18 protein-coding genes are annotated in these 20,221 nt (G+C 43.4%); all 18 read right to left on the bottom strand.

Annotation, left to right across the window (positions count from 1 at the left end):
• Positions 1 to 52: 52 nt before the first annotated feature.
• The 18 genes from RHEIN_RS08305 to flgL all read right to left on the bottom strand — a co-directional run bounded on the left by RHEIN_RS08305 (position 53) and on the right by flgL (position 20,219).
• Positions 53 to 775: a WbqC family protein gene (locus RHEIN_RS08305; protein WP_008898533.1), complete on the bottom strand. Its 723-nt coding sequence runs from the start codon at positions 773 to 775 to the stop codon at positions 53 to 55.
• 27 nt (positions 776 to 802) lie between these two features.
• Positions 803 to 1,921 (bottom strand): DegT/DnrJ/EryC1/StrS family aminotransferase, encoded by a 1,119-nt coding sequence (locus tag RHEIN_RS08310; protein ID WP_008898534.1) that lies wholly within the window; start codon positions 1,919 to 1,921, stop codon positions 803 to 805.
• Entirely contained in the window at positions 1,918 to 3,141 is a 1,224-nt protein-coding gene (locus tag RHEIN_RS08315) for a class I SAM-dependent methyltransferase (protein WP_008898535.1), read from the bottom strand. The genes RHEIN_RS08310 and RHEIN_RS08315 overlap by 4 nt, the downstream gene beginning before the upstream one ends.
• The gene (locus RHEIN_RS08320) at positions 3,138 to 3,701 is read right to left on the bottom strand and encodes a dTDP-4-dehydrorhamnose 3,5-epimerase family protein (protein ID WP_008898536.1); all 564 of its coding nucleotides are present in this window, start codon (positions 3,699 to 3,701) and stop codon (positions 3,138 to 3,140) included. Before RHEIN_RS08320 ends, RHEIN_RS08315 begins: the two co-directional genes overlap by 4 nt.
• The gene (rfbG, locus tag RHEIN_RS08325; RefSeq protein WP_008898537.1) at positions 3,686 to 4,798 is read right to left on the bottom strand and encodes a CDP-glucose 4,6-dehydratase; all 1,113 of its coding nucleotides are present in this window, start codon (positions 4,796 to 4,798) and stop codon (positions 3,686 to 3,688) included. Before rfbG ends, RHEIN_RS08320 begins: the two co-directional genes overlap by 16 nt.
• Entirely contained in the window at positions 4,762 to 5,532 is a 771-nt protein-coding gene (rfbF, locus tag RHEIN_RS08330) for a glucose-1-phosphate cytidylyltransferase (protein ID WP_008898538.1), read from the bottom strand. Before rfbF ends, rfbG begins: the two co-directional genes overlap by 37 nt.
• Positions 5,533 to 5,783: 251 nt before the next feature.
• Positions 5,784 to 7,079 carry a glycosyltransferase family 2 protein gene (locus RHEIN_RS08335; RefSeq protein WP_008898539.1) on the bottom strand — a complete coding sequence of 432 codons (1,296 nt, stop codon included), beginning with the start codon at positions 7,077 to 7,079 and terminating at the stop codon, positions 5,784 to 5,786.
• A 297-nt stretch (positions 7,080 to 7,376) separates the two neighbouring features.
• Positions 7,377 to 10,220 (bottom strand): 6-hydroxymethylpterin diphosphokinase MptE-like protein, encoded by a 2,844-nt coding sequence (locus tag RHEIN_RS08340; protein ID WP_008898540.1) that lies wholly within the window; start codon positions 10,218 to 10,220, stop codon positions 7,377 to 7,379.
• A 17-nt stretch (positions 10,221 to 10,237) separates the two neighbouring features.
• Positions 10,238 to 10,537 carry a hypothetical protein gene (locus RHEIN_RS08345; RefSeq protein ID WP_008898541.1) on the bottom strand — a complete coding sequence of 100 codons (300 nt, stop codon included), beginning with the start codon at positions 10,535 to 10,537 and terminating at the stop codon, positions 10,238 to 10,240.
• Positions 10,537 to 10,977, bottom strand: coding sequence for a flagellar export chaperone FliS (gene fliS / locus RHEIN_RS08350; RefSeq protein WP_008898542.1), 441 nt, complete (start codon positions 10,975 to 10,977; stop codon positions 10,537 to 10,539). Before fliS ends, RHEIN_RS08345 begins: the two co-directional genes overlap by 1 nt.
• A 12-nt stretch (positions 10,978 to 10,989) precedes the next feature.
• Positions 10,990 to 12,450, bottom strand: coding sequence for a flagellar filament capping protein FliD (fliD, locus tag RHEIN_RS08355; protein WP_008898543.1), 1,461 nt, complete (start codon positions 12,448 to 12,450; stop codon positions 10,990 to 10,992).
• A gap of 14 nt (positions 12,451 to 12,464) precedes the next feature.
• Positions 12,465 to 12,869: a flagellar protein FlaG gene (locus tag RHEIN_RS08360; RefSeq protein WP_008898544.1), complete on the bottom strand. Its 405-nt coding sequence runs from the start codon at positions 12,867 to 12,869 to the stop codon at positions 12,465 to 12,467.
• An 83-nt stretch (positions 12,870 to 12,952) separates the two neighbouring features.
• Positions 12,953 to 13,786 (bottom strand): flagellin N-terminal helical domain-containing protein, encoded by an 834-nt coding sequence (locus RHEIN_RS08365; protein ID WP_008898545.1) that lies wholly within the window; start codon positions 13,784 to 13,786, stop codon positions 12,953 to 12,955.
• Between the two features lie 326 nt (positions 13,787 to 14,112).
• The gene (locus tag RHEIN_RS08370; RefSeq protein WP_008898546.1) at positions 14,113 to 14,940 is read right to left on the bottom strand and encodes a flagellin N-terminal helical domain-containing protein; all 828 of its coding nucleotides are present in this window, start codon (positions 14,938 to 14,940) and stop codon (positions 14,113 to 14,115) included.
• Between the two features lie 231 nt (positions 14,941 to 15,171).
• The gene (locus RHEIN_RS08375; RefSeq protein WP_008898547.1) at positions 15,172 to 16,002 is read right to left on the bottom strand and encodes a flagellin N-terminal helical domain-containing protein; all 831 of its coding nucleotides are present in this window, start codon (positions 16,000 to 16,002) and stop codon (positions 15,172 to 15,174) included.
• Between the two features lie 249 nt (positions 16,003 to 16,251).
• Positions 16,252 to 17,082 carry a flagellin N-terminal helical domain-containing protein gene (locus tag RHEIN_RS08380; protein WP_008898548.1) on the bottom strand — a complete coding sequence of 277 codons (831 nt, stop codon included), beginning with the start codon at positions 17,080 to 17,082 and terminating at the stop codon, positions 16,252 to 16,254.
• Between the two features lie 312 nt (positions 17,083 to 17,394).
• Positions 17,395 to 18,942, bottom strand: a complete 1,548-nt coding sequence (locus RHEIN_RS08385) for a glycosyltransferase family 1 protein (protein ID WP_008898549.1) — start codon at positions 18,940 to 18,942, stop codon at positions 17,395 to 17,397.
• 50 nt (positions 18,943 to 18,992) lie between these two features.
• On the bottom strand, positions 18,993 to 20,219 hold the full coding sequence (flgL, locus tag RHEIN_RS08390) for a flagellar hook-associated protein FlgL (RefSeq protein WP_008898550.1): 1,227 nt from the start codon (positions 20,217 to 20,219) through the stop codon (positions 18,993 to 18,995).
• Positions 20,220 to 20,221: the final 2 nt, after the last annotated feature.

Here is a 20,221-nt window from a genome sequence, read left to right on the forward strand (position 1 = left end):
TCAAAATCGGAAAGCAACTCTGCCACAACAGATACGACATGTGCTTCCAGTCTTACTTACCGCGAGTCAGACAGTGGCTACGCCAATCGACAACTCCAGACTGCAGATAATGCAAGCCGGCTTTCCCCTGATGCGCAATCAGATCCAAACTAGTCACGTAAGGAGTGAAGGTACCAAAAAACTGAGTATATGGAGCGCATTTATAATCCATGTACTTAACTTCTACAGCTTTCTCTTCAAACAACTCATGTTGAAGGTAGTTTGCTGCGCCATGACCGGTAATGTAACAGCTAGCTTTTAATGCGTTGCAAATATCCAATAGTCTCTGACTACCTGCGCCATCAACACCAATGTCTCGTGAATCTAAAAATTCTGTAGTTTCTGTTAAACCAAAGTAGCGACTTAACGCAACTATGGACAAGCTGCTTAGCTGATCTAACGTAGTGCAAGGTTCAGACCAGACCGAATCGCACAAACCTTCTACATCTGAAAAAAAAGGCGCTTTACCCAATGAACGTTTTAATATGGCTAAATGCTCTTGTTTCCAGTTTTTTTTGTGATCAATTTCGACCTCATCGATCCGCTGACGTGAACGAACATTTTTAACAGGAACAGTCATCCACGAAGTATCAGGATCAGTTTTGACCTGAACCCTATTAAAGAATCCCCTAGCAAATTGCACATCACTATAAAAAACAAACTTATCAGCCAGCCTCACTTGTTCTAACAAACCAACCCAAGGAAAATACATAGGCTGAGATATAACAACATTCATTCTGAACCCCTTTAAGGAGACCGAAAACTACTTAATATTTTTTGTAATTAATTCAGTCAGCACGGCAACAACCCTTTTCTGCTCGTCCATTGATATATCGACAAAACTTGGCAAGTTCATTGCCCTTTGACAAATAGAATATGCATTCGTGTTTGACTTATTTTCCTTAAACATAGGCAGAGCTGACAAAGGCCAGAAGAATACTCTGGCATCAATGTTTTCTGCTAAAAACGCTTCCTGTAGCTGTTTCTGATGAATGCCACTATCTTCTGAAAAAACGACAGTCGGCATCCAATAAGAATTAACACATTCATGTGATTCAGGATTCAGCTGAATTCTAGGCAACCCTTTCATTAATTCGGCATAACGATGAAAAACTTTACGTTTTGCGGTAATTAATTCCTCAATGCGTTCTAACTGCGCACACCCCAATGCAGCCTGGATATTAGACATCTTATATTTGAAACCAATCTCGTCCGGCCAAAACTGTTTATTCTGTCCGGTTTTACGACCATGGTTACTCAAAGTCAAAACTTTTTGATATAGAGCTTCATCATTGGTCGCAAAAATACCTCCTTCTCCTGTAGTCATGGTTTTAGTGCCATGAAATGAGAACGCGGAAAATGTCCCCATACTGCCAGCCTTGTTTCCTTTATATTCCGAACCTAAAGCTTCTGCAGCATCTTCAATCAAGGCAAGTCCATACGTTCTCGCTAATTGCCTTAAACCATCCATATCACAAAGATTGCCATATAAATGGACTGCTATTATGGCTTTTGTTTTTGAGGTTATCGCGCGTTCAGCTTGCTGAACACTGATACACCAGTTATCCGGGTCTATATCAACAAAGACTGGAGTTGCTCCCAGATGCACAACCGGAACGACACTGGCAATCCAGTTGGTGTCAGCCAAAATAACTTCATCACCGGGCCCTATACCTAAGGCCGCCATCCCCATGTGTAAAGCACCTGTACAGCTAGAGGTCGCTATGGCATAGCGCACGCCTAAATACTCTGAAAAATTGCGTTCAAGCTTATTTATATAGTCATAACACTTGTCTCCCCAACCATGAGTGACTGCGTCCGTGACATAAGCTATCTCTAACTCACCAATAGATGGCTTGGTATACATAATCTTGTTTTTCATATGATCGATAACTCGGGAATAAGGGTAACGAACTTACAATGTTCCGGCAGCTGTCCCGCCAGTTGTTGTATAACTTCATCACGGATGTTCCATGGTAATATCAATACATAATCCGGTTGATAAGCACTCAGTTGTTCAGGAGGTAGGATAGGTATATGGCTACCAGGCAGAAACTGTCCTTGCTTTGACTTTGCCGCATCAAATACCACGGGCAGGTCATCAGCCTGAATACCTGCATAGTTTAATAGCGTATTGCCTTTTGCTGCTGCACCATAAGCGACCACAAGCTTACCCAGCTCTTTTGCTTGTTGTAAGAACGTCTTTAAACTCGTAGCGATTTGATTGACATGAGACTGAAATCCCTGATAGACAGACACATCGGTCAAACCAAATTCAATCTCACTGTTCACCATATACTGCACACTTGGTTCTTGCTCTATACTGCAGTTATCAAGACAAGCCCAAACCCTGAGACTTCCGCCATGAGTAGGCAAAGTTTCAACTTTCCACACGCGCAAACCAGCTTTTTGCAGTATAGAGCGTACGCTGTGGATTGAAAGATATGAGTAGTGTTCGTGATATATGGTATCAAACTGATGGTAGCGTAATAAATTCAGCAAATGTGGAAATTCAAAGCTACATACCCCGTCCAATGCCAACAAGTCCGCAATACCAGCTACAAAATCATTAATATCCGGTACATGAGCCAAAACATTGTTGGCAATAATTAGATCTGCTTTGCTGTATTGCTGTTTTATCAGCTTCGCCAATGAGACTCCGAAGAAGTCCGAGACAACATCAATACCTGATTGTTGGGCAACCAGAGCAGTAGCTTTTGTTGGCTCTACGCCGAGACAAGGAATACCGGCAGCGACAAAGTTACGCAATAAATAACCATCATTCGAAGCGATTTCTACCACAAAGTTGTCCGCTCTCAGTTGCCGCTTCTGGATAACATCGTCGGAGAACTGTCTGGCGTGTTCCAGCCAACTGCTCGACGTTGAAGAGAAGTAAGCGTAGTCTTCTGTAAATAATTCATCGGCTCTTGTGAAGTCTTCCGTTTGTGCCAGCCAGCAATGCTGGCAGACCCAGACTTTTAGCGGATATACCGCTTCTGCAATGAATTTAAGTTCTGAACTCAAATAGGCATTTGAAGGAGGCATTATTCCAAGGTCGACCAAAGGTAGTGTCAATTGATTCAGGCAGTGCCGGCACTTCATACAATTAGTCCTTCAAATGTCTCTGATAATAAAGTAAAGCCTAAGTCACGCGCGGAAATCAGGCTGACAGGTAAAGGCCAGCAAATATTAACCCTGGGATCGTCAGTCCTACAGCCACCATCATAATCACTCTTATAGTCTGCAGTGTGCAAATATAAAAGTTGACTGTCATCTTGCTGAGTTTGAAAACCATGAGCACAACCAGGAGGGATGACCAGCATTTGATCGTTCTGCTCATCCAGCTCAAACAACTGATGCTGCAAGAAAGTTGTCGAGCCTCGACGTAAGTCTAAAACAGCATCGCAAACGGCCCCACGGATACAACGCACCAACTTAAATTCACGTAATGGCGGATAAAGAAAGTGCATTCCTCGTACCGCACCTGTTTTCAGATTCACCGAATGGTTGATTTGGCGAATAGTTTGCCCCCCCATCCATGGCGCTAACTCTTCTTGACAAAACCAGCGACTGAAAGAGCCTCGTTCATCATTATGACGGCCTGACTGAACCAACATTACTCCTGCTAGTTTAGTCGCAGTGACTATTAATTTATTGCCCATAAAACCCCTTGTTCACAGGCACACTCTTGATAATATTCTAACTGCTGCTGCGTTATTACTGTGCTGTGTTGATAGTAGTTTTGATACCAAAAGGCGGTTTGCAATGCAGTTTGCTGAAAATCCCAGACCGGCGCCCACCCCAAAACACGTTGAGCCAATTCACTCTTGATCATTAATAAACCAGTTTCTTGTAACTGTGCTTCCGTTTCCTGCAACCAACGAAGCTCTGGCCAATAAAGTTGCATTTCCAATAAAACCTCACGAACACTGAATACAGCATCCGATGCTGGTCCAAAGTTCCATGCTCTGGCACAAGTTTTGTCGCCAGCAAGTAGCTTGGCAGCCAGACAAAGGTAACCAGACAAAGAGTCCAACACATGCTGCCAAGGTCTTACAGCATCAGGATAACGAATAGTCAGCGGCCGCCCTAAAACCGAAGCTCGAATAATGTCAGGTATTAATCTGTCTTCTGACCAATCTCCGCCTCCAATTACATTGCCCGCGCGGGCAGTGGCGACGAGAACGTCATTTTTCGCAAAAAAACTCTGTCTATAACTTTGCACCAATATTTCACAGGCCGCCTTCGATGCACTGTATGGATCATACCCTCCCAAAGGATCCTCTTCGGCATAACCTGTGCGCAGCTCCTTATTCAGGTACACCTTATCAGTGGTAACCACTAAAACAGCCTTCACCGATGCAGTTTGACGACAAGCTTCCAGCAAATTCATAGTGCCATTAAGGTTGATTTGCCAAGTTTCAGTGGGATCTAAATAAGACTGACGAACCAAGGGCTGAGCCGCCAAATGCAGTACTAACTCAGGCTGAATATCAGTCACAACCCTGTGCAAGGCGACCTGATCCCGAATGTCCAAAACATAATGTTCACAACAAGGCTCAAGTAGTTCTAGATGAGATGGTGTAGTCGGAGCACCTAAAGAAATTCCATAAACCCGGGCTCCTAGCTGCTCCAACCACATTACTAACCAGCTTCCTTTGAAACCGGAATGCCCTGTTAGCAAGACTCTTTTACCGCGAAACACATCTGCAAACATGGTCATTACCATTGCTTCCAGGGGGCTTGACCACTTGCCCATAAGGATTCCAGCTGATTTTTATCTCGCAAAGTATCCATCGCCTGCCAAAACCCCTTATGCTGGTGAGCGTTTAGCTGCCCTTCGTTGGCTAATCTTAATAAAGGCTCTCCTTCAAAACTATCCTGATCTGAGTGCAGATAATCAAATACCTGCGGCTCAAGCACAAAAAAACCGCCGTTAATCCAAGCCCCATCTCCAGCAGGCTTTTCTTGAAAATTGATAACTGACGAGCCCTGTATATCTAAGGCACCATAACGTCCTGGTGGTTGAATAGCTGTCACTGTGGCAATTTTTCCGGCATTTTTATGGGACTCCAGAGTTCGACTAATATCTAAATCAGAAACACCATCGCCGTAAGTAAAGCAAAATGTCTCGTTTCCTACGTAATCTCTAATACGCCTCAGACGACCTCCGGTCATACTATTCTCACCGGTATCCACTAATGTAACCCGCCAAGGTTCAACATGTTTTTCATGTACTTCCATCGTATTGGCGGCCATATCAAAGGTTACATCTGACATATGCAAAAAGTAGTTGGCAAAATACTCTTTGATAATATACCCCTTGTAACCGAGGCAAATAATAAAGTCATTGATACCATGCGCTGAATAAATTTTCATGATGTGCCATAAGATTGGCTTACCACCAAGTTCGATCATAGGTTTAGGTCGCAGGTGCGATTCTTCACTGATCCGCGTACCCAACCCCCCCGCAAGAATTACAGCTTTAGTCATGACGCCTCCACAGCAGACAAGTCGTATTTTAGTTTAACTGAAGGTTCCAAATAATTGCCCGAGTCAACATCATCCGGTATCTCATATCAGCTATTACACAGTACGGGCATAAACCAGGCCAAAAAATTACGGTGTATAAAGAGAAAATTGCCCGTGAATTAGGATCTACTTCAACTCATAATAGAAAAATCTCTTAGCTTTGCTTAACCCATTTTTCAAACTCAGCTTTGAGGGATAACTGCCATATCGATTTATGAAAGCTTGAGCAAGGCACAACTTGCTACGCTGTAAAGATAAAAATAATTAACTGCATCAAGAATATTTTCACCCGACGATAAAACATTTTTACGCGGTGGCGCATTAAACTCGACCCAATGCATATTGGCCATGTCGGCGGCAGACAATCTCTCCGGCATATCATCCATTTTCGTTAAGCCAGCATGAAAAATCTCGTAGGAACAAGGTCCTGCTGTATATTTCATCTTTAGGTTGGCATCAATTCGTTCTTGCTGCTTCAAGGAAAGCTGGTCTTTGTAACCAAGTAAGTGACATTCGAGTAGCTCTTTATCAAAAGATCCGAAATCTGAAACATCATAAAAGTCAGATATCATCCAACTTAACAAATTAACGGAGTTTAGCTGGGTATGAACCAAGGGGCCATATCTGGCATTTTGTTTCATCCGAAGGTAATCAATAGCAATACAGTTGTTATGCCCGACCCAGCACCCTTTAAACAGCCCCTGATTTGCGTAGTACCCTACAGACTCATTGTATGTTTTTAGAAAAACCTCTACTGTATTTAGAGATACTTTTGTTGCATCACCATTTGAAATTCCTTCGGCAAACACAACCATCATCAAACTTTGCCCCACATCCATCGCAGACTGACATTCATTTAAAATGCCTACCATTGATGTGAAATCTGGGTTATAAGCTGGAAATACCTGGCCAAAGTGAGATTTAACCTTAGAGAGTACAGATCTTTTCACACAGCCTGAGTACATTTTCCCGTAACTATTTTTATGCCGCAACGGTCTGTAAAAAGATGGAGTTTCAAAACTGAAGCGTCTTTTTAACTCAGCTGCGGGATCGTAAAAACTTGGAACTACAGGTTTCATCAATGGATGGTAATGCCCCTTAGAAACATCATTCCCCTGTACTTCAAATCGTTCAAACTGCCAAGTTAAAAGCTCAGGCCGATACTTATCAATAAGCTTAGAAAGAACAGCCAACGCATCAGGACGCAGCATGAACTTCTCACTCAAAATAGCGACATAGTCACCTGTCGCCTGAGATACAGCAAATTCCCAATGCTCAGACATATTCATTTCACGCGGTGGACGAACGTATTTAAACCGAGGGTCGCCGCTGTATGCAGCAAACTGCTTATCACAAAGGCCATCATGAGAACCATTGTCAGACAGTATTACTTGAAAGCTATAAAAGTCTTGTTGTGCTATACAAGCCAAACAATAACCCACTAGCTCAGCACGGTTTCGTGTTGGAATAACTAATGAAAACAATGGATCTTTATGTGTTTGTATCACTTAAAATATCCTCTTAGTTATCTGTTTCGTCATTCTAAGACCTCGCAAAAAGATAGCTAATGCTGCGGAAAGCAAACTGCGCTTATCAATACTCAATAGGGCGACGCCAAGGTAGTCACCCTTACCAGAAATTAACCAATCAAAGTTGAGTGACCAGCACAAATTTAACACTGTTGTACTAGCCCCACTCTAAGTGTTGTAAGCTTCAAAGTAAAAACTACAACAATAGAGCAAATGAAAAACGTTATAAACATCAGCCGCTAGATTAAGTAAGCTTAGATGCGGTTAAATCCTCAATTAAGTTGATTGGCTTACAGGCTGAGGAGGTGAAAACAGATAAGTGACATCAACCTGATCCAATGCCAGAGGCTCGGCTAAATATAACCTCATCCCCAGCTCTAAATACCCTCTCCAAATAACCAGAACATGATTAAAGGTCTCCAAAGCGAGCTCATTTTCAGTATTGATATTCGCCGCAATTTTAGTAAGAACCGCAGCAATAAAATTGGCGCTACCATGGAACAGGCAGAAGGTAATGTCTTTGTCCGTCACAGCGCGGGAACGCATAAAAGCCCACTGTTCACTGATCAGAGCACGGGCAGACAAAATATCCGTGGCGTCTTGCGCTAACAGCTCGAGCCATGTTTCCATCGAAGCGCGGTATAACTCAGGAGAAAACAGCTGATAAATATTGTCCGCCAGCTCTGGCAGAGCTGGATAAAATGCCTGCTGCAGCAACAGCTCCAACTTGCTGTCTTTCTCTTCAGCTGTGGTTGACTCCAATAAAATATTTTCGGGCAGCAATGGTATTGTGCCTTTAATTTTTACACCATCGCTACAGTTATAGACTTCAATTTTCCTGCCAGCCTTAGCTATTGCTTGCTCTAGCAGCTTTCTGGATACATCAAACTCTGGTTTTGTATACAACTGAGGCCGAAAATTGCCTGGAGCCGGCACACCACCACCGTGATGTGCCTGATAGTTGTAAGCCTGTGATCCATCCACTTTAAAATAGGCTGAATGCTGCGAGTGATGACGGTTGATATCAACAAAACCTAAATCAACACCAAACAGATAAAAGCACTTCCAGCCCACTTTAATGCCATAGTTCATCACCATATTCGTCACTGTTGGGTACGCATAGGCAAGTGAAGCAACCTGATAGCCATTTTTTCTCATACCATTGTGAAAAACATAGGTTGAAGCTTCACCATCTTTGAAACACAAATAGGTAGCTTTAAATAAAGCGCTGGTGTCCGGATGAATGCCATTCACGCTAATCAAATTGATCCGGCTTAAATAGGCATTATCTTTGATTTGAGACACCCAATCATAGGTGGCCCTGTTTTGTTCAATTTCAGCATGAAAATCAGGACAGATGCCATTTTTGTGCAAAGCTTTTAATGCTGTACCACAACTGATCAGAATCACCTGATCACGGTATTCTTTAATATACTCAAAACACTGATCCAGGCTAGGACCATTGCCAACAATAAAAACAGGTAAATCCAGAGCAGGAAGCTGTTTATAATCGTGATTGGCATTTTTCAGAAAACGCTGCCCCGAATGCAAACTATGGTAGGTATGAGCAATACCAAAACGCGCATGGTCGTAGTATTCGCCCATAGCCAATACTACTTTCAATTCAGCTCTTAAATCTGCTATCGCTTTTTGCATACCAACATTGTAATAACTGCTTAGCATGTAAGTGTCAGCTATAGAATAGGCCCCCACCTGATAAAACTGTGACATTAAATCGTAGAAATAATGGCTGCCATCGCCGCCGAGATTCAGATAAATCCTGCTGCCATCGCTATCAGCCTGCTGAATGATACTAGCCCAATCCGTTACCCAAAGACTGGCAGCAAAAAAATCCAGATTAGGCTCACACAAGAACAGGTTTTTTATCTGACGTTGTTGAGATAACAATTCAATGTGTTTGCCTAAACCAATACCAAAAACAATCAGAGTTTCAACTTGCTCAGGCAGTTTACTTTCCTGCGTCAGTATTTTTTCAATAAGTGGCTGCAATTCAGCAATTTTAGAAAAATGCAGATAGTTTCTGAATTTGTAGCTTGTTCTCTGACTTAGTACTACATCGTCTTTAAAAGGATGCTCAATAAAATAGTCAACTAATTGTGCAGATTCATCGGGTAGATCCTGATGCAAAAGCGCATTACGTTTTTGATGATATAGATTAGGGTTACCCTGAGAGTCAGCCACCAATTGCCATGCTCTGGTTTTGTGTTCAAGTACAGCCTTATGCACTTTAGGATAAAACTTCTGCAAAGCTTCAATATTAGCGTCGTACAACGCCTGTGCTTGTTCAGTTTTATAGTCTTGTGCTTTGTAATGCCCTAATAAGTTACCTGCCCGCTCAGACACGTAATCTGCATAATCTTTGTATTCAGTAAATTGATGTCCTATTTGAGTCAGAGCATCTTGATTGCCGGAATGCTGCAGCACATAACGGATCACATCGTCCATCATAGGGTGAAACTGATGACGATAAACAAAGACCTTGTCGAGCGCCTGATCAAAATCCAGTAGCTCTTTTAGCTCTGCTGGCAATGCGGTCGCATCAGAGCCAATCTGCAAAAAGATATGAGTGCCCATGCTGGTAGCTGTATCCAATAACTGTTGCCAATTATTGGCCTGAGCTGAACAAAGTAAAATATCTACATTAGGCTCATACACCACCAGATAACGAATAGCGCAGTTCATTACCAGCTCGTTCAGGTGATAACCCAAACCCAAACCAAATACCAACAATACATCCACTTTTTGCGGTAATGGCTGATGACGCCAGGTTAAATCATCTGTATTGCTTTGCAGGTTAAAGTAAGCTGCATGAGAATAAAACTCCTGCACCTCAGTCAGTACTTCTTGTCTGGCTAAACTTTGGTAAAACACTCGCCCTGTGGCAAAGTCGACAATATTCAGTTCAGCATCTTTAGTACAAAATAAGGAGTGCTGCTGAACTTCATGTTCATTAATAACATTGACTAAACTGGGGATATGTTGCCGAAAGGCGTCAATATTCTGGCGAATGTTTCGCCCTATAGTGACTGAGACTTGTTTTTCCAGAGCTTCTTGCTGGTCGGTGTTATCGAGGATTTGGTAATTAATATATTTCAGCATAAAGGCCTGGCACCTGCTTAATTATTGTCTCCGTAGCTTTGATGCGCTTTTTTACCTTTGCGTACTTGCAACATCCTGGCAGCTACTGTACTTCTCTCAGAAGTGACTTGTTCAGTGATAAGACTAACCCACTGCAAGTTATCTGCCAATATACTTTGTAAATCAGGTGTTTGTTGTGGGTTTTCGCAGAGTTGTCGCAACAGCTTATCAAACTCCTGCCAATACAATGCAAATTCTTCAGTGGGGTATTCTTCCTGCGCCAGCAGAGTGGTTATTTGCTGGCGCTTGGCTTGTAAATTAGCGATGAGATCTGTCATTAAGCAGATGCCAAAGCGACCTGGCTTTGCCGCTCGGCCAGTAACTGGAAGCCTTTTTGTCTGTCTTCTACCGGAATAGCATCCCAGCCAGATTTAATTTTGATCATGATGTCTATCACATCGTCTACTTTTGCCGGGTTGCTTTCGCGGCTGGCCTGCATCAGGTGATTCACCATAAAGTCATACAATGACCATAAGTTCTGTGAAACCTCACCACCTACATCCATATCCAGCGAATGTTGTAAGGCTGAGATAATACTCATGGCCTTGGACACTGTGCGGGATTTTTCAGCGAAATCTTTGCGCTCCATAGCGCCTTTCGCTTTGGCCATATTTTCCAGCGAACCCTGCATTAACAATTGAATAATGCGGTGCGGATCGGCAACTGCTAAATCATCTTTGACGCCTACAGATTTATAGGCCTTAATACCGTAACTCATGGCAAGCTCCTGTTAACTACCATATCGTGGCAAGTTTGCCAACTGTTGCACCAGGTAACTGGAGGTACTTTGTAATTGACCCAAAGTAGAGTCCAAAGCCCCATAACGCTGACGCAAGGTTTCTTCGTAGCTCACTATATATCGTTCAAAAGCTTCACGATCTTTAGAATTTTTTTTCAGTTGTGACTTCAGTGAGTCTTCTTTGTTCACTAATAAGCCATCACGGTCAGTAAACTGGGAAATCACTTTATCCAGTGACTTGGTAATACCACCTGAAGCACCAAATAAATCAGCAATTTTATCGTAGTTATTTTCCAGCGCCTTATCGAAACGTTCACGGCCTGAATCTGCACCAAAGGAACGAGTGCTGGAAATTTCCATTTTACCCTGGTCATTAAAAGTAATACCCAAGGCATATAAGTTGTTTAGTTCATCGCCACCTGAAGAAAAAGCACTACCTAAAGTTCGGGTAACCTGGCTCATAATACTGCGGACCATAGGATCGCTGCTTAAAGCTCCACCTTCAGCGACGACAGTTTTACCGTCATCCCCTATGGTGCGGTTTTTAGTTAAGCTGTTCACTTCAGTCAACAAACCGTTGTAGGCGTCCATAAAGGCTTTGATTTTAGTTTCAGCCGCTTTTTTATCTGTTTCTATAGATAAAGTGGCGTTATTATCATCAGGCGTCACTGCAAGCACTGTCAGCTCAGTATCCTGAATCGCATTAGTAAAAGTATTGTTTTTACTGAATACGCTGATGCCGTCTATCACCACTTCGGCATTACCCGCTGCGATAGCTTCACCCAACCCACCCGAACCGTCAGTATCGTTGCCAAAAGCTCTGGTTGAAATGCTGTTAAGGTCGGCGTTATCGTTAGTAATCTTTAAACCATTTCCCAAACCAGTGACTGATGATGTCAGCACTAATTTAGTGCCTATGCCATCGCCGGCATTAATAATGTTGGCACTGACACCAAAATTACCATCGGCATTGTTGACGGCTTTGCGGAACTGATCCAGGGTCATACCAGCGGTCACGTCTACATCAAAATTTTTACCATCAGCACTGAAAGTTAATTTGCCGGCTGTAGCACTGACCACTGCAGATGCACTGGTATAAGCTTCGTCCGCACTTTCTATCCGGCTGCCTGTAGCCAGCGATTTGACTTTAATATCAAAGTTACCAGGTGCAGCTGTACTGCTGGAGGTCGCTTCCAGGTAAGTTTTAGTGTCTGTGGGTTGTTTAATACTGGTTGTTCTGGCTCTGAGTTTATCGTCACCCAAAGCAGTCACTGTGTCTTTAAATTTGGTTAACGCAGATTTTAATTTACCAAAACCAGAAAGCGATGAATCCAGCTCCTTTTTTGTGGTGTCCAGACGACTGACTTTACTGTTCCGTTCCACTGTAACTAACTGTGTAACGAGACTTTCAAGATCAAGCCCTGATGCTGCACCTAATGACCGGATAGCCATGATTCATCCTCTCTTTATATCGTTTTATCGATCATCAAACCTGTCGAAGACCCCAGATCTTCCTGTAATCTTTTGATTGCTTTGGCCATGGTCAGTACTTCTTCAGACGGGATCTGGCGAATTACTTCTTTGGTTTCAAAATCAACCACTTTCACTACTGGTTTTCCGGACTCTTCATCAACAGAAAAATTTAAAGTACGTCCCTGAGAATTAACAAACTGGTTAATGTTCTCAACAGCTTCACCTAATTCATCCTCTGTAATGGCTTGCTCTGCTTGTGCAGGCTCAGCCTTTAGTTTGGATTCTGGTGCAGCAGTCTCAGGAGCACTTTTCATTTTGTTCAGCTCAACTGCAACATTAGCAGCAGCTTTGGGGGCTGTTGGCTGATAACCAAAATTACCCGTAATTACTGAACTCATTTGCATCTACCTCTGTATCGGCAAGCAAGGCGAAAACTTTAATTAAGTAGTCGCCCCCTTACGCTTTACCTAAAAGGCCACTATTAACCTAATAAAGATAGTGCAGTTTGAGGCCTGGTGTTAGCCTGCGACAGGATAGTTGTACTGGCCTGTTGCAAAATCTGTGCCCGGGTCAATTCAGCAGTTTCTTTCGCAAAATCTGTGTCGCGGATCTGGCTGCGGGCAGCTGATACGTTTTCAACGATGTTGCTTAAGTTACGGATAGTAGACTGGAAGCGGTTTTGCAGCGCACCCAAATCTGCCCGTGCTGAGTCAATAGTTTTGATCGCGCTGTCAATGCTTGCCAATGCAGCTGATGCACCACCAACACTTGATACTGACAGTGAAGCTAAACCTAAACCTGAAGTACCGTAACCACCGTCTGGTGCTGTAGAAGACAGGTTGATACTAATCGTTTGGCCCGCGTTTGCACCCACCAGGAACTTAGCAGAGAAGTCACCTTTCAGTAAATCAATGCTACCAAATTGAGTGTTCTGAGCAATACGGCTGATTTCAGTTTTTAAGGCTGAAACTTCTTTTTGTAAAGCAACACGGTCCGCAGAACTATTAATACCATTCTGTGATTGTACAGCTAAAACACGGATACGCTGTAATGAAGTTGTAATTTCATCCATCGCGCCTTCAGCCACCTGAGCAACTGAAATGCCGTCGTTTGCGTTACTGATAGCCTGGTTTAAACCATTGATTTGGCTGGTTAAACGGTTACTGATTTGTAAACCGGCTGAGTCATCAGCTGCGCTGTTGATCCGAAAACCAGAAGACAAACGTTTGAATGAGGTATCCAGTGAATTGCCAGATGTTAATAACTGACGTTGTGCGTTTAACGCGGATACGTTGGTGTTTACTGCTAAAGCCATAAGTCACTCCTTAAAGTTGCGGCGGGTCTGCAAACCCTGGCACAACCTTTTGTGTTAAGCGGAACCCCGCAATTCTCGCCAAACTGCAATTTGGCTTAACTAGCTATCGGCAACTGACTTCAGGACTTTAGTAAAAAAAGGCAATTTTTTTCCACACAGCGGCAATTAAATTCACTTTTCTTTATTTTTCATAAAGTTATGAGTGAAATTTTTTTTTAAACAAATAGAAATTTCGTGCATTTTTCATGTTTTTAATGAAGCAAAAAAAACGGACCCTTGTGGGGTCCGTTTTTTATTACCATGTCATTTCGGCTACTTTTAAAAAATTAACCTAACAGTGACAAGGCCGCCTGTGGACGCTGATTCGCCTGAGACAGGATAGTAGTACTGGCCTGTTGCAGGATCTGCGAACGAGTCAACTCTGCGGTTTCTTTAGCAAAATCAGTATCTCTGATCCGGCTGCGCGCTGCTGATACGTTCTCCACAATATTACTCAGGTTACGAATGGTCGATTGGAACCGGTTTTGTAAAGCACCCAGATCCGCTCTTGTGCTGTCGATAGTTTTGATTGCACTATCGATACTGGCTAATGCCGCTGAAGCACCACCTACACTGGATATCGACAACGCGTTGATACCCAAACCTGACGAACCGTAACCCCCACCAGTGCGTGATAAATTCACGCTGATATTTTGTCCGGCATTAGCTCCAACCAGGAACTTGGCGGAGAACGTACCATCCAGCAGTTTAATACCACCGAACTGAGTTGTTGTTGCAATACGGCTGATTTCCGTTTTCAGCGCTGATACTTCTTTTTGTAATGCAACTCTGTCTGCCGAACTATTGATACCATTTTGCGATTGTACCGCCAGTACCCGGATACGCTGCAGAGAGTTGGTGATCTCATCCATCGCGCCTTCCGCCGTTTGTGCCAGAGAAATGCCGTCGTTCGCATTGCTGATGGCCTGGTTCAAGCCATTGATTTGGCTTGATAAACGGTTACTGATCTGTAAACCCGCCGCATCGTCAGCTGCACTGTTGATACGGAAACCTGATGATAAACGTTTAAACGCCGTATCCAATGAATTGCCAGAAGTAATTAACTGACGTTGTGCATTGATCGCTGATACGTTGGTATTGACATATAATGACATGGTGTCATCCTCCGGTTAGTAAATAAGTAGCCATAAAGCCTTTCCTTTTTCCTTTGGCAGGAGCTCCTCGCTATAGGTGCGTCAGAGCAGTGCCATAAAGTTGGTCGTACGGATCCGGCGCCCAATGCCTTCCAGATCCAGTGCTATTCGTTTTGTACCCTGCCTTCTAAAGCTGCAGCTTCATTGGTCAGGCGTATTCTCAATCTGTGGACTTAAGTCCCTGTTGTCCTGTTAGCCTCCTAACAAGGACAACGCAGCCTGAGGTCTTTGGTTCGCCTGCGACAAGATGGTGGTACTGGCCTGCTGCAATATTTGCGAGCGTGTCAGTTCAGCCGTTTCTTTCGCAAAATCTGTATCTTTAATCCGGCTGCGTGCAGCCGAAATATTCTCCACAATGTTCGACAAGTTGCGGATCGTGGACTGGAAGCGGTTTTGAATCGCACCCAGGTCGGCTCGTTTGGAGTCGATCACGTTAATTGCACTGTCGATTTGTGAAAGAGCTCTGGAGGCGCCAGCTAAACTGCTGATACTTAAGCCCGCTATTCCTAGCCCAGATGCCCCAAAACCACCACCGGTCCTTGAGATATTCACACTGATGGTCTGGCCCGCATTGGCTCCCACCAGGAAAGTCGCTGAATACATGCCGTCTAACAATTTCACACCACCAAACTGGGTGGTTGTGGCGATACGACTGATTTCAGTCTTTAACGCCGATACTTCCTTTTGCAGCGCTACGCGATCTGCCGAACTGTTAATGCCGTTCTGCGATTGCACAGCCAAGACCCTGATGCGCTGCAACGCATTGGTAATCTCATCCATGGCCCCTTCTGCCACCTGGGATAATGAAATGCCGTCATTGGCGTTTCGTATCGCCTGATCCAGGCCCTGTATCTGGGCGGTCAGGCGGTTACTGATCTGCAAACCAGCTGCATCGTCTGCTGCGCTATTGATGCGAAAACCAGACGAAAGTCGTTGAAAAGAGGTATCCAGGGTTTTCCCCGAATTTATTAGTTGCCTCTGCGCATTCAGCGCCGAGACATTGGTATTTACAAATAACGCCATATCATTTCTCCTGAGCGTTTATTGAATCAAAAGCGGATACGTCATTTTATATTTAATCTAATCCACTCAAATACTGTATCGGCAAACAATATTGTTTCTTTAGCCTTTTCTCTACTTATTTATAAATAAACATTCCACTATTAGATACAAATAAAAAAGGCCATGCGGTAAAGCCGCATGGCCAAAGAGCATAAAGCTCAGGAGTCGTACTAAAGATCGATTCAATATCTAATATTTATTGTTGAATAATTAACCTTGTAATAAAGACAGTGCTGCCTGCGGTCTTTGATTTGCCTGGGACAGGATGGTAGTACTGGCCTGCTGCAAAATCTGCGCACGAGTTAAATCAGCTGTCTCTTTAGCGAAATCGGTATCTTTGATCCGGCTTCGGGCTGCCGAAATATTTTCTACAATGTTCGATAAGTTACGAATAGTTGACTGGAAGCGGTTTTGAATCGCACCTAAGTCTGCACGCTTGGAGTCAATCACGTTAATTGCACTGTCGATACTTGCCAGAGCTCTGGATGCACCAGCTAAGCTACTGATACTTAAGCCTGCAATACCTAAGCCTGATGAACCAAAACCGCCTCCAGTTCTGGATATGTTCACACTAATGGTCTGGCCCGCGTTAGCGCCTACCAGGAAAGTGGAAGAGTACAAACCATCCAGTAACTTCACACCACCGAACTGTGTTGTTGCTGCAATCCGGCTGATTTCTGCTTTTAATGCTGATACTTCTTTTTGTAATGCAATACGGTCACTGGAACTGTTAATACCATTTTGTGACTGTACTGCCAGTACACGAATTCGTTGTAAGGCGTTGGTGATTTCATCCATCGCGCCTTCTGCGACCTGAGATAATGAAATACCATCGTTTGCATTTCTTATCGCCTGGTCCAAACCATTCACCTGACTGGTTAAACGGTTGCTGATTTGTAAGCCTGCAGCATCATCTGCAGCACTATTGATACGGAAACCTGAAGATAAACGTTGAAACGCTGTATCTAAACCTTTTCCTGAATTGATTAGTTGCCTTTGGGCATTTAACGCCGAAACGTTAGTATTAACAAATAAAGCCATGATATATCTCCTGAGTTTTTTTATATTTGCAGAGTAATTATTTTGTTGTTCCCTGCTTAATTACTGTATCGACGTCAGGAGGTTTTTCTTGAGGATTTTCTTTAATTTTATTGAATAAATTTAATGACTTAGGCTATGGTATTGCGGGTATTTTTGCAGCTAACTATAGTATCGGCACACAACTTCATAACTTTAATTCAAATGTTGGTTTTATGGCTGAATAGGTGAAAAAGTTGAGGAAATGGACGTCTGAGTACTTATAGAACAGAGCAATGAGGCAGAGCTACACCTGGCGGCTCGCTCTGCACTTTCTTAATGTTGAAGCTGGTAGATGTAACTATCGTAATCAAGCAGAAGTGACTGCACTATGGCGAAGCTATCTGTTGCTTTAGCTGCTGCCTCCAGACAAGTCTGCACATAATCAGCTTCAAACTCAGCATCTGTCAGATAACGCTGAATAAAATCCAGTCGTTCCTGATCCGATGAAAATACAAAGTCATCCCCAATGTACTGATAGACATCACCGTAGGCTTCAGTCAATACCGGAATGCCAAGACTTAAAGCTTCAATAGCAGAAGTACCACCGCCCTGCCGTTTTGGATTGAGCATAAAGTGGCAACTGGCAATGAGGTCTATCGCATTGCTGACTCTGCCGCTGAAATAGCTACAAGCTTCTAACTCAGGTGGAAATCCTTCAATCGCATCAGGCCCGATAATGACAAAAGCCGACTGAGGAAGCTGCCTTTTAATCATCAACAAGGTGTTAATGAAATCGGAGCGAATTTCGTGTTCGAGCCGGTAACCGACAATGGCAAACTTCAGTACTTTGTCTGTCACTGTGCTGCTTTTGACACAGTCAAACTTGCGTAGTCTGAAGGGTAAACGACTGGTAAGCACAGGCTGAGACAAAGACAAGGCTTCAACCCTTAATTGATCTTTTTCTGTCAATTCACGATGCAATACAGGCACCGCATATAAAGGCGTCACTAAAGATGTGACACAAGGCACGTTCAGCACTGGCCGGCTTTGGGCTATAAATTCCAGCACTGGGTTTAAACCACCCACGCCAATTATAAAACGTGGGTTGATTTGATTAATCACATTAACTAAATCAACCAGATGTTCTGCATCGTCCATAGGGGTAATTTGCATAAAATCAAAATATTGATCCCAGCATTTCACCACAGAGCCCCCTGCATTGGGCTGCTGCTTGCCCGTATCCAAATCAAATAAAGTGTCGCCTTTGAAGTATTCGTTACGCACTGTGCCAAAAAAAACCGGCGCTGGCATCGGATACACATAATGAGACGACTTGGCCACACTGGTGCAACAAATCACCACCGGATGTTTTCCCATAGCTTTTAAAGCACTGGCGTAATTTAAAATAGTCAGAGTAGGCCCATGCTGAGCAGTGACAAATTGATTGGTCAGCAATAACACAATTTCTTCATTGCCATTGCCAATCAGCGGGCTGACCTGGCAAAACTCTGCACTTTGCTGGCAAAAGTTTTTAATCATCAACTGGTACAAAGGCGCGTAATCAAAAGCCCTGGACTGACCAACAAAATTGGCCCGCATTAATTGACTGTACAGCATATTCTGCTGCAAAAAAGGCAAGCTACTAAAATGCTCCAGTAGCTTTTTCTCATCTACACTGTGCTCACCCAGCAGCAATAATCGCAATTTGCGCCATAAAGATACAGCCACAGAATTGGGGCTAAAACTATTTAAAAGGCACAATTGAGTTTGTGGATCCAGAACAGAAAAATTGACCGTGTCCCAGTGATGAAATTCATTCACTGGCCAGTCATTAGCTTGTAAATACAATTGATCAAAACGAGAGAGTTCTTGCGTAGACATAAAGGCGTCCTGCCAGAGAAGAAGGGTTGAGAAAAGTGTTTAGTTAATGCTTAGTTAATATAGTCAAATAAACTCAGGCCTGTGACCCGATTAAAAGTAGCCTGCACAGCTTGCAATGCAGTTTCCTGCTTCACAAGTTCAGTAATACCTGTGCTGTAATCCAGTTCCACCACATCTGCTTTGTGGGATTTAGTGGCAATGAGTACATCTTCATTACTGCCAAAAATGCTTTCAATTACATTTAAGCGACCACCTATAGAAGACACAGCTGAATCGACTTTAGCAGAAGCGTTGTCAATTTCAACTGTGGCATCCAGAATACGTTCGTTCAGTGCATCCCCACTATCGCCCGCTTCAATGCCGTTAATTAAATCGGTTAAAGAATTGAGAATATTGGTTTTTTCTGGTGGTTGCAGACTGAAATCCACAGTACCTCCAGGCGCAGCACCTGTGACATCAATAGACAAACCTTTATAGTTTATAGCTTCACCAGCAGTGTAAGTGCCAGTCACAGCTGGTACCTGAGGCGCACCATTACGTTGAATTTCATAATTAGATGGTGCAGAAAACACCACAGAGTAATCATTGTTAGCCGGTGTCAAACCGTCATAGTTTTGCTTGTAGAAATTATCAAAAACACTTTGATTGGCCACTGTGACTTTCGCCGCCGTCACAGGAGCACCTACAGTTGCATTGCTGGTCTGAAAACGTTTATCCACACTGTCAAAAATACTGCGGCCACTGTCATTAGCAGCTATCGATATAGATAAAGACAGCTGAATAGATTTTTGACCTTCGTCGCCATTAAATTCATATTCACCAGTGGCGCTGTTCAGGCTATAGGGCTGAGTTTGATCCTGAAAACCGGAAAACAAATAACCACCCAGTTCGTCCCTGCGATTCATTAAATCAAACAACTCATCACGGATATTGCCTAACTGATCGCCAATAGCTTTGCGATCATTTTGATCATAAGTGCCGTTGCCCAAAGACAAAGCAAGAACTCTTGCTCTGTCCATAGCGCCACGCATGCTGCTAAGCACTGTTTCCTGCAACTCAAGACTATTACGGGCAGCAGTATTGTTGTTCTGATACTGGCTGGTTTGCTGAATAGTAGCTTCCAGACCCACAGCACGGGCAGCACCTGATGGGTCATCAGCCGCAGTTAAAATTTTGGTTTGCTTATTCAGCATCAAGCTTGCAGTTTGTAACTTGTCCTGAGTACTTAAAATGGAATCCAGGCTCTGGCTGTACTTCATGTTAAAAGTGGTACGCATTA

The organism is Rheinheimera sp. A13L, from assembly GCF_000217935.1.
Lineage (GTDB): Bacteria > Pseudomonadota > Gammaproteobacteria > Enterobacterales > Alteromonadaceae > Pararheinheimera.

What these genes read in the sequence shown, in the direction of transcription:
- fliD (WP_008898543.1), bottom strand. Translation starts at nt 12,450, where the DNA reads ATGGCTATCCGGTCATTAGGTGCAGCATCAGGGCTTGATCTTGAAAGT.
- fliS (WP_008898542.1), bottom strand. Translation starts at nt 10,977, where the DNA reads ATGAGTTACGGTATTAAGGCCTATAAATCTGTAGGCGTCAAAGATGAT.
- RHEIN_RS08365 (WP_008898545.1), bottom strand. Translation starts at nt 13,786, where the DNA reads ATGGCTTTAGCAGTAAACACCAACGTATCCGCGTTAAACGCACAACGT.
- RHEIN_RS08375 (WP_008898547.1), bottom strand. Translation starts at nt 16,002, where the DNA reads ATGGCGTTATTTGTAAATACCAATGTCTCGGCGCTGAATGCGCAGAGG.
- flgL (WP_008898550.1), bottom strand. Translation starts at nt 20,219, where the DNA reads ATGCGTACCACTTTTAACATGAAGTACAGCCAGAGCCTGGATTCCATT.
- RHEIN_RS08380 (WP_008898548.1), bottom strand. Translation starts at nt 17,082, where the DNA reads ATGGCTTTATTTGTTAATACTAACGTTTCGGCGTTAAATGCCCAAAGG.
- RHEIN_RS08360 (WP_008898544.1), bottom strand. Translation starts at nt 12,869, where the DNA reads ATGAGTTCAGTAATTACGGGTAATTTTGGTTATCAGCCAACAGCCCCC.
- RHEIN_RS08320 (WP_008898536.1), bottom strand. Translation starts at nt 3,701, where the DNA reads ATGGGCAATAAATTAATAGTCACTGCGACTAAACTAGCAGGAGTAATG.
- RHEIN_RS08385 (WP_008898549.1), bottom strand. Translation starts at nt 18,942, where the DNA reads ATGTCTACGCAAGAACTCTCTCGTTTTGATCAATTGTATTTACAAGCT.
- rfbF (WP_008898538.1), bottom strand. Translation starts at nt 5,532, where the DNA reads ATGACTAAAGCTGTAATTCTTGCGGGGGGGTTGGGTACGCGGATCAGT.
- RHEIN_RS08305 (WP_008898533.1), bottom strand. Translation starts at nt 775, where the DNA reads ATGAATGTTGTTATATCTCAGCCTATGTATTTTCCTTGGGTTGGTTTG.
- RHEIN_RS08370 (WP_008898546.1), bottom strand. Translation starts at nt 14,940, where the DNA reads ATGTCATTATATGTCAATACCAACGTATCAGCGATCAATGCACAACGT.
- RHEIN_RS08340 (WP_008898540.1), bottom strand. Translation starts at nt 10,220, where the DNA reads ATGCTGAAATATATTAATTACCAAATCCTCGATAACACCGACCAGCAA.
- RHEIN_RS08315 (WP_008898535.1), bottom strand. Translation starts at nt 3,141, where the DNA reads ATGAAGTGCCGGCACTGCCTGAATCAATTGACACTACCTTTGGTCGAC.
- RHEIN_RS08310 (WP_008898534.1), bottom strand. Translation starts at nt 1,921, where the DNA reads ATGAAAAACAAGATTATGTATACCAAGCCATCTATTGGTGAGTTAGAG.
- rfbG (WP_008898537.1), bottom strand. Translation starts at nt 4,798, where the DNA reads ATGGGCAAGTGGTCAAGCCCCCTGGAAGCAATGGTAATGACCATGTTT.
- RHEIN_RS08345 (WP_008898541.1), bottom strand. Translation starts at nt 10,537, where the DNA reads ATGACAGATCTCATCGCTAATTTACAAGCCAAGCGCCAGCAAATAACC.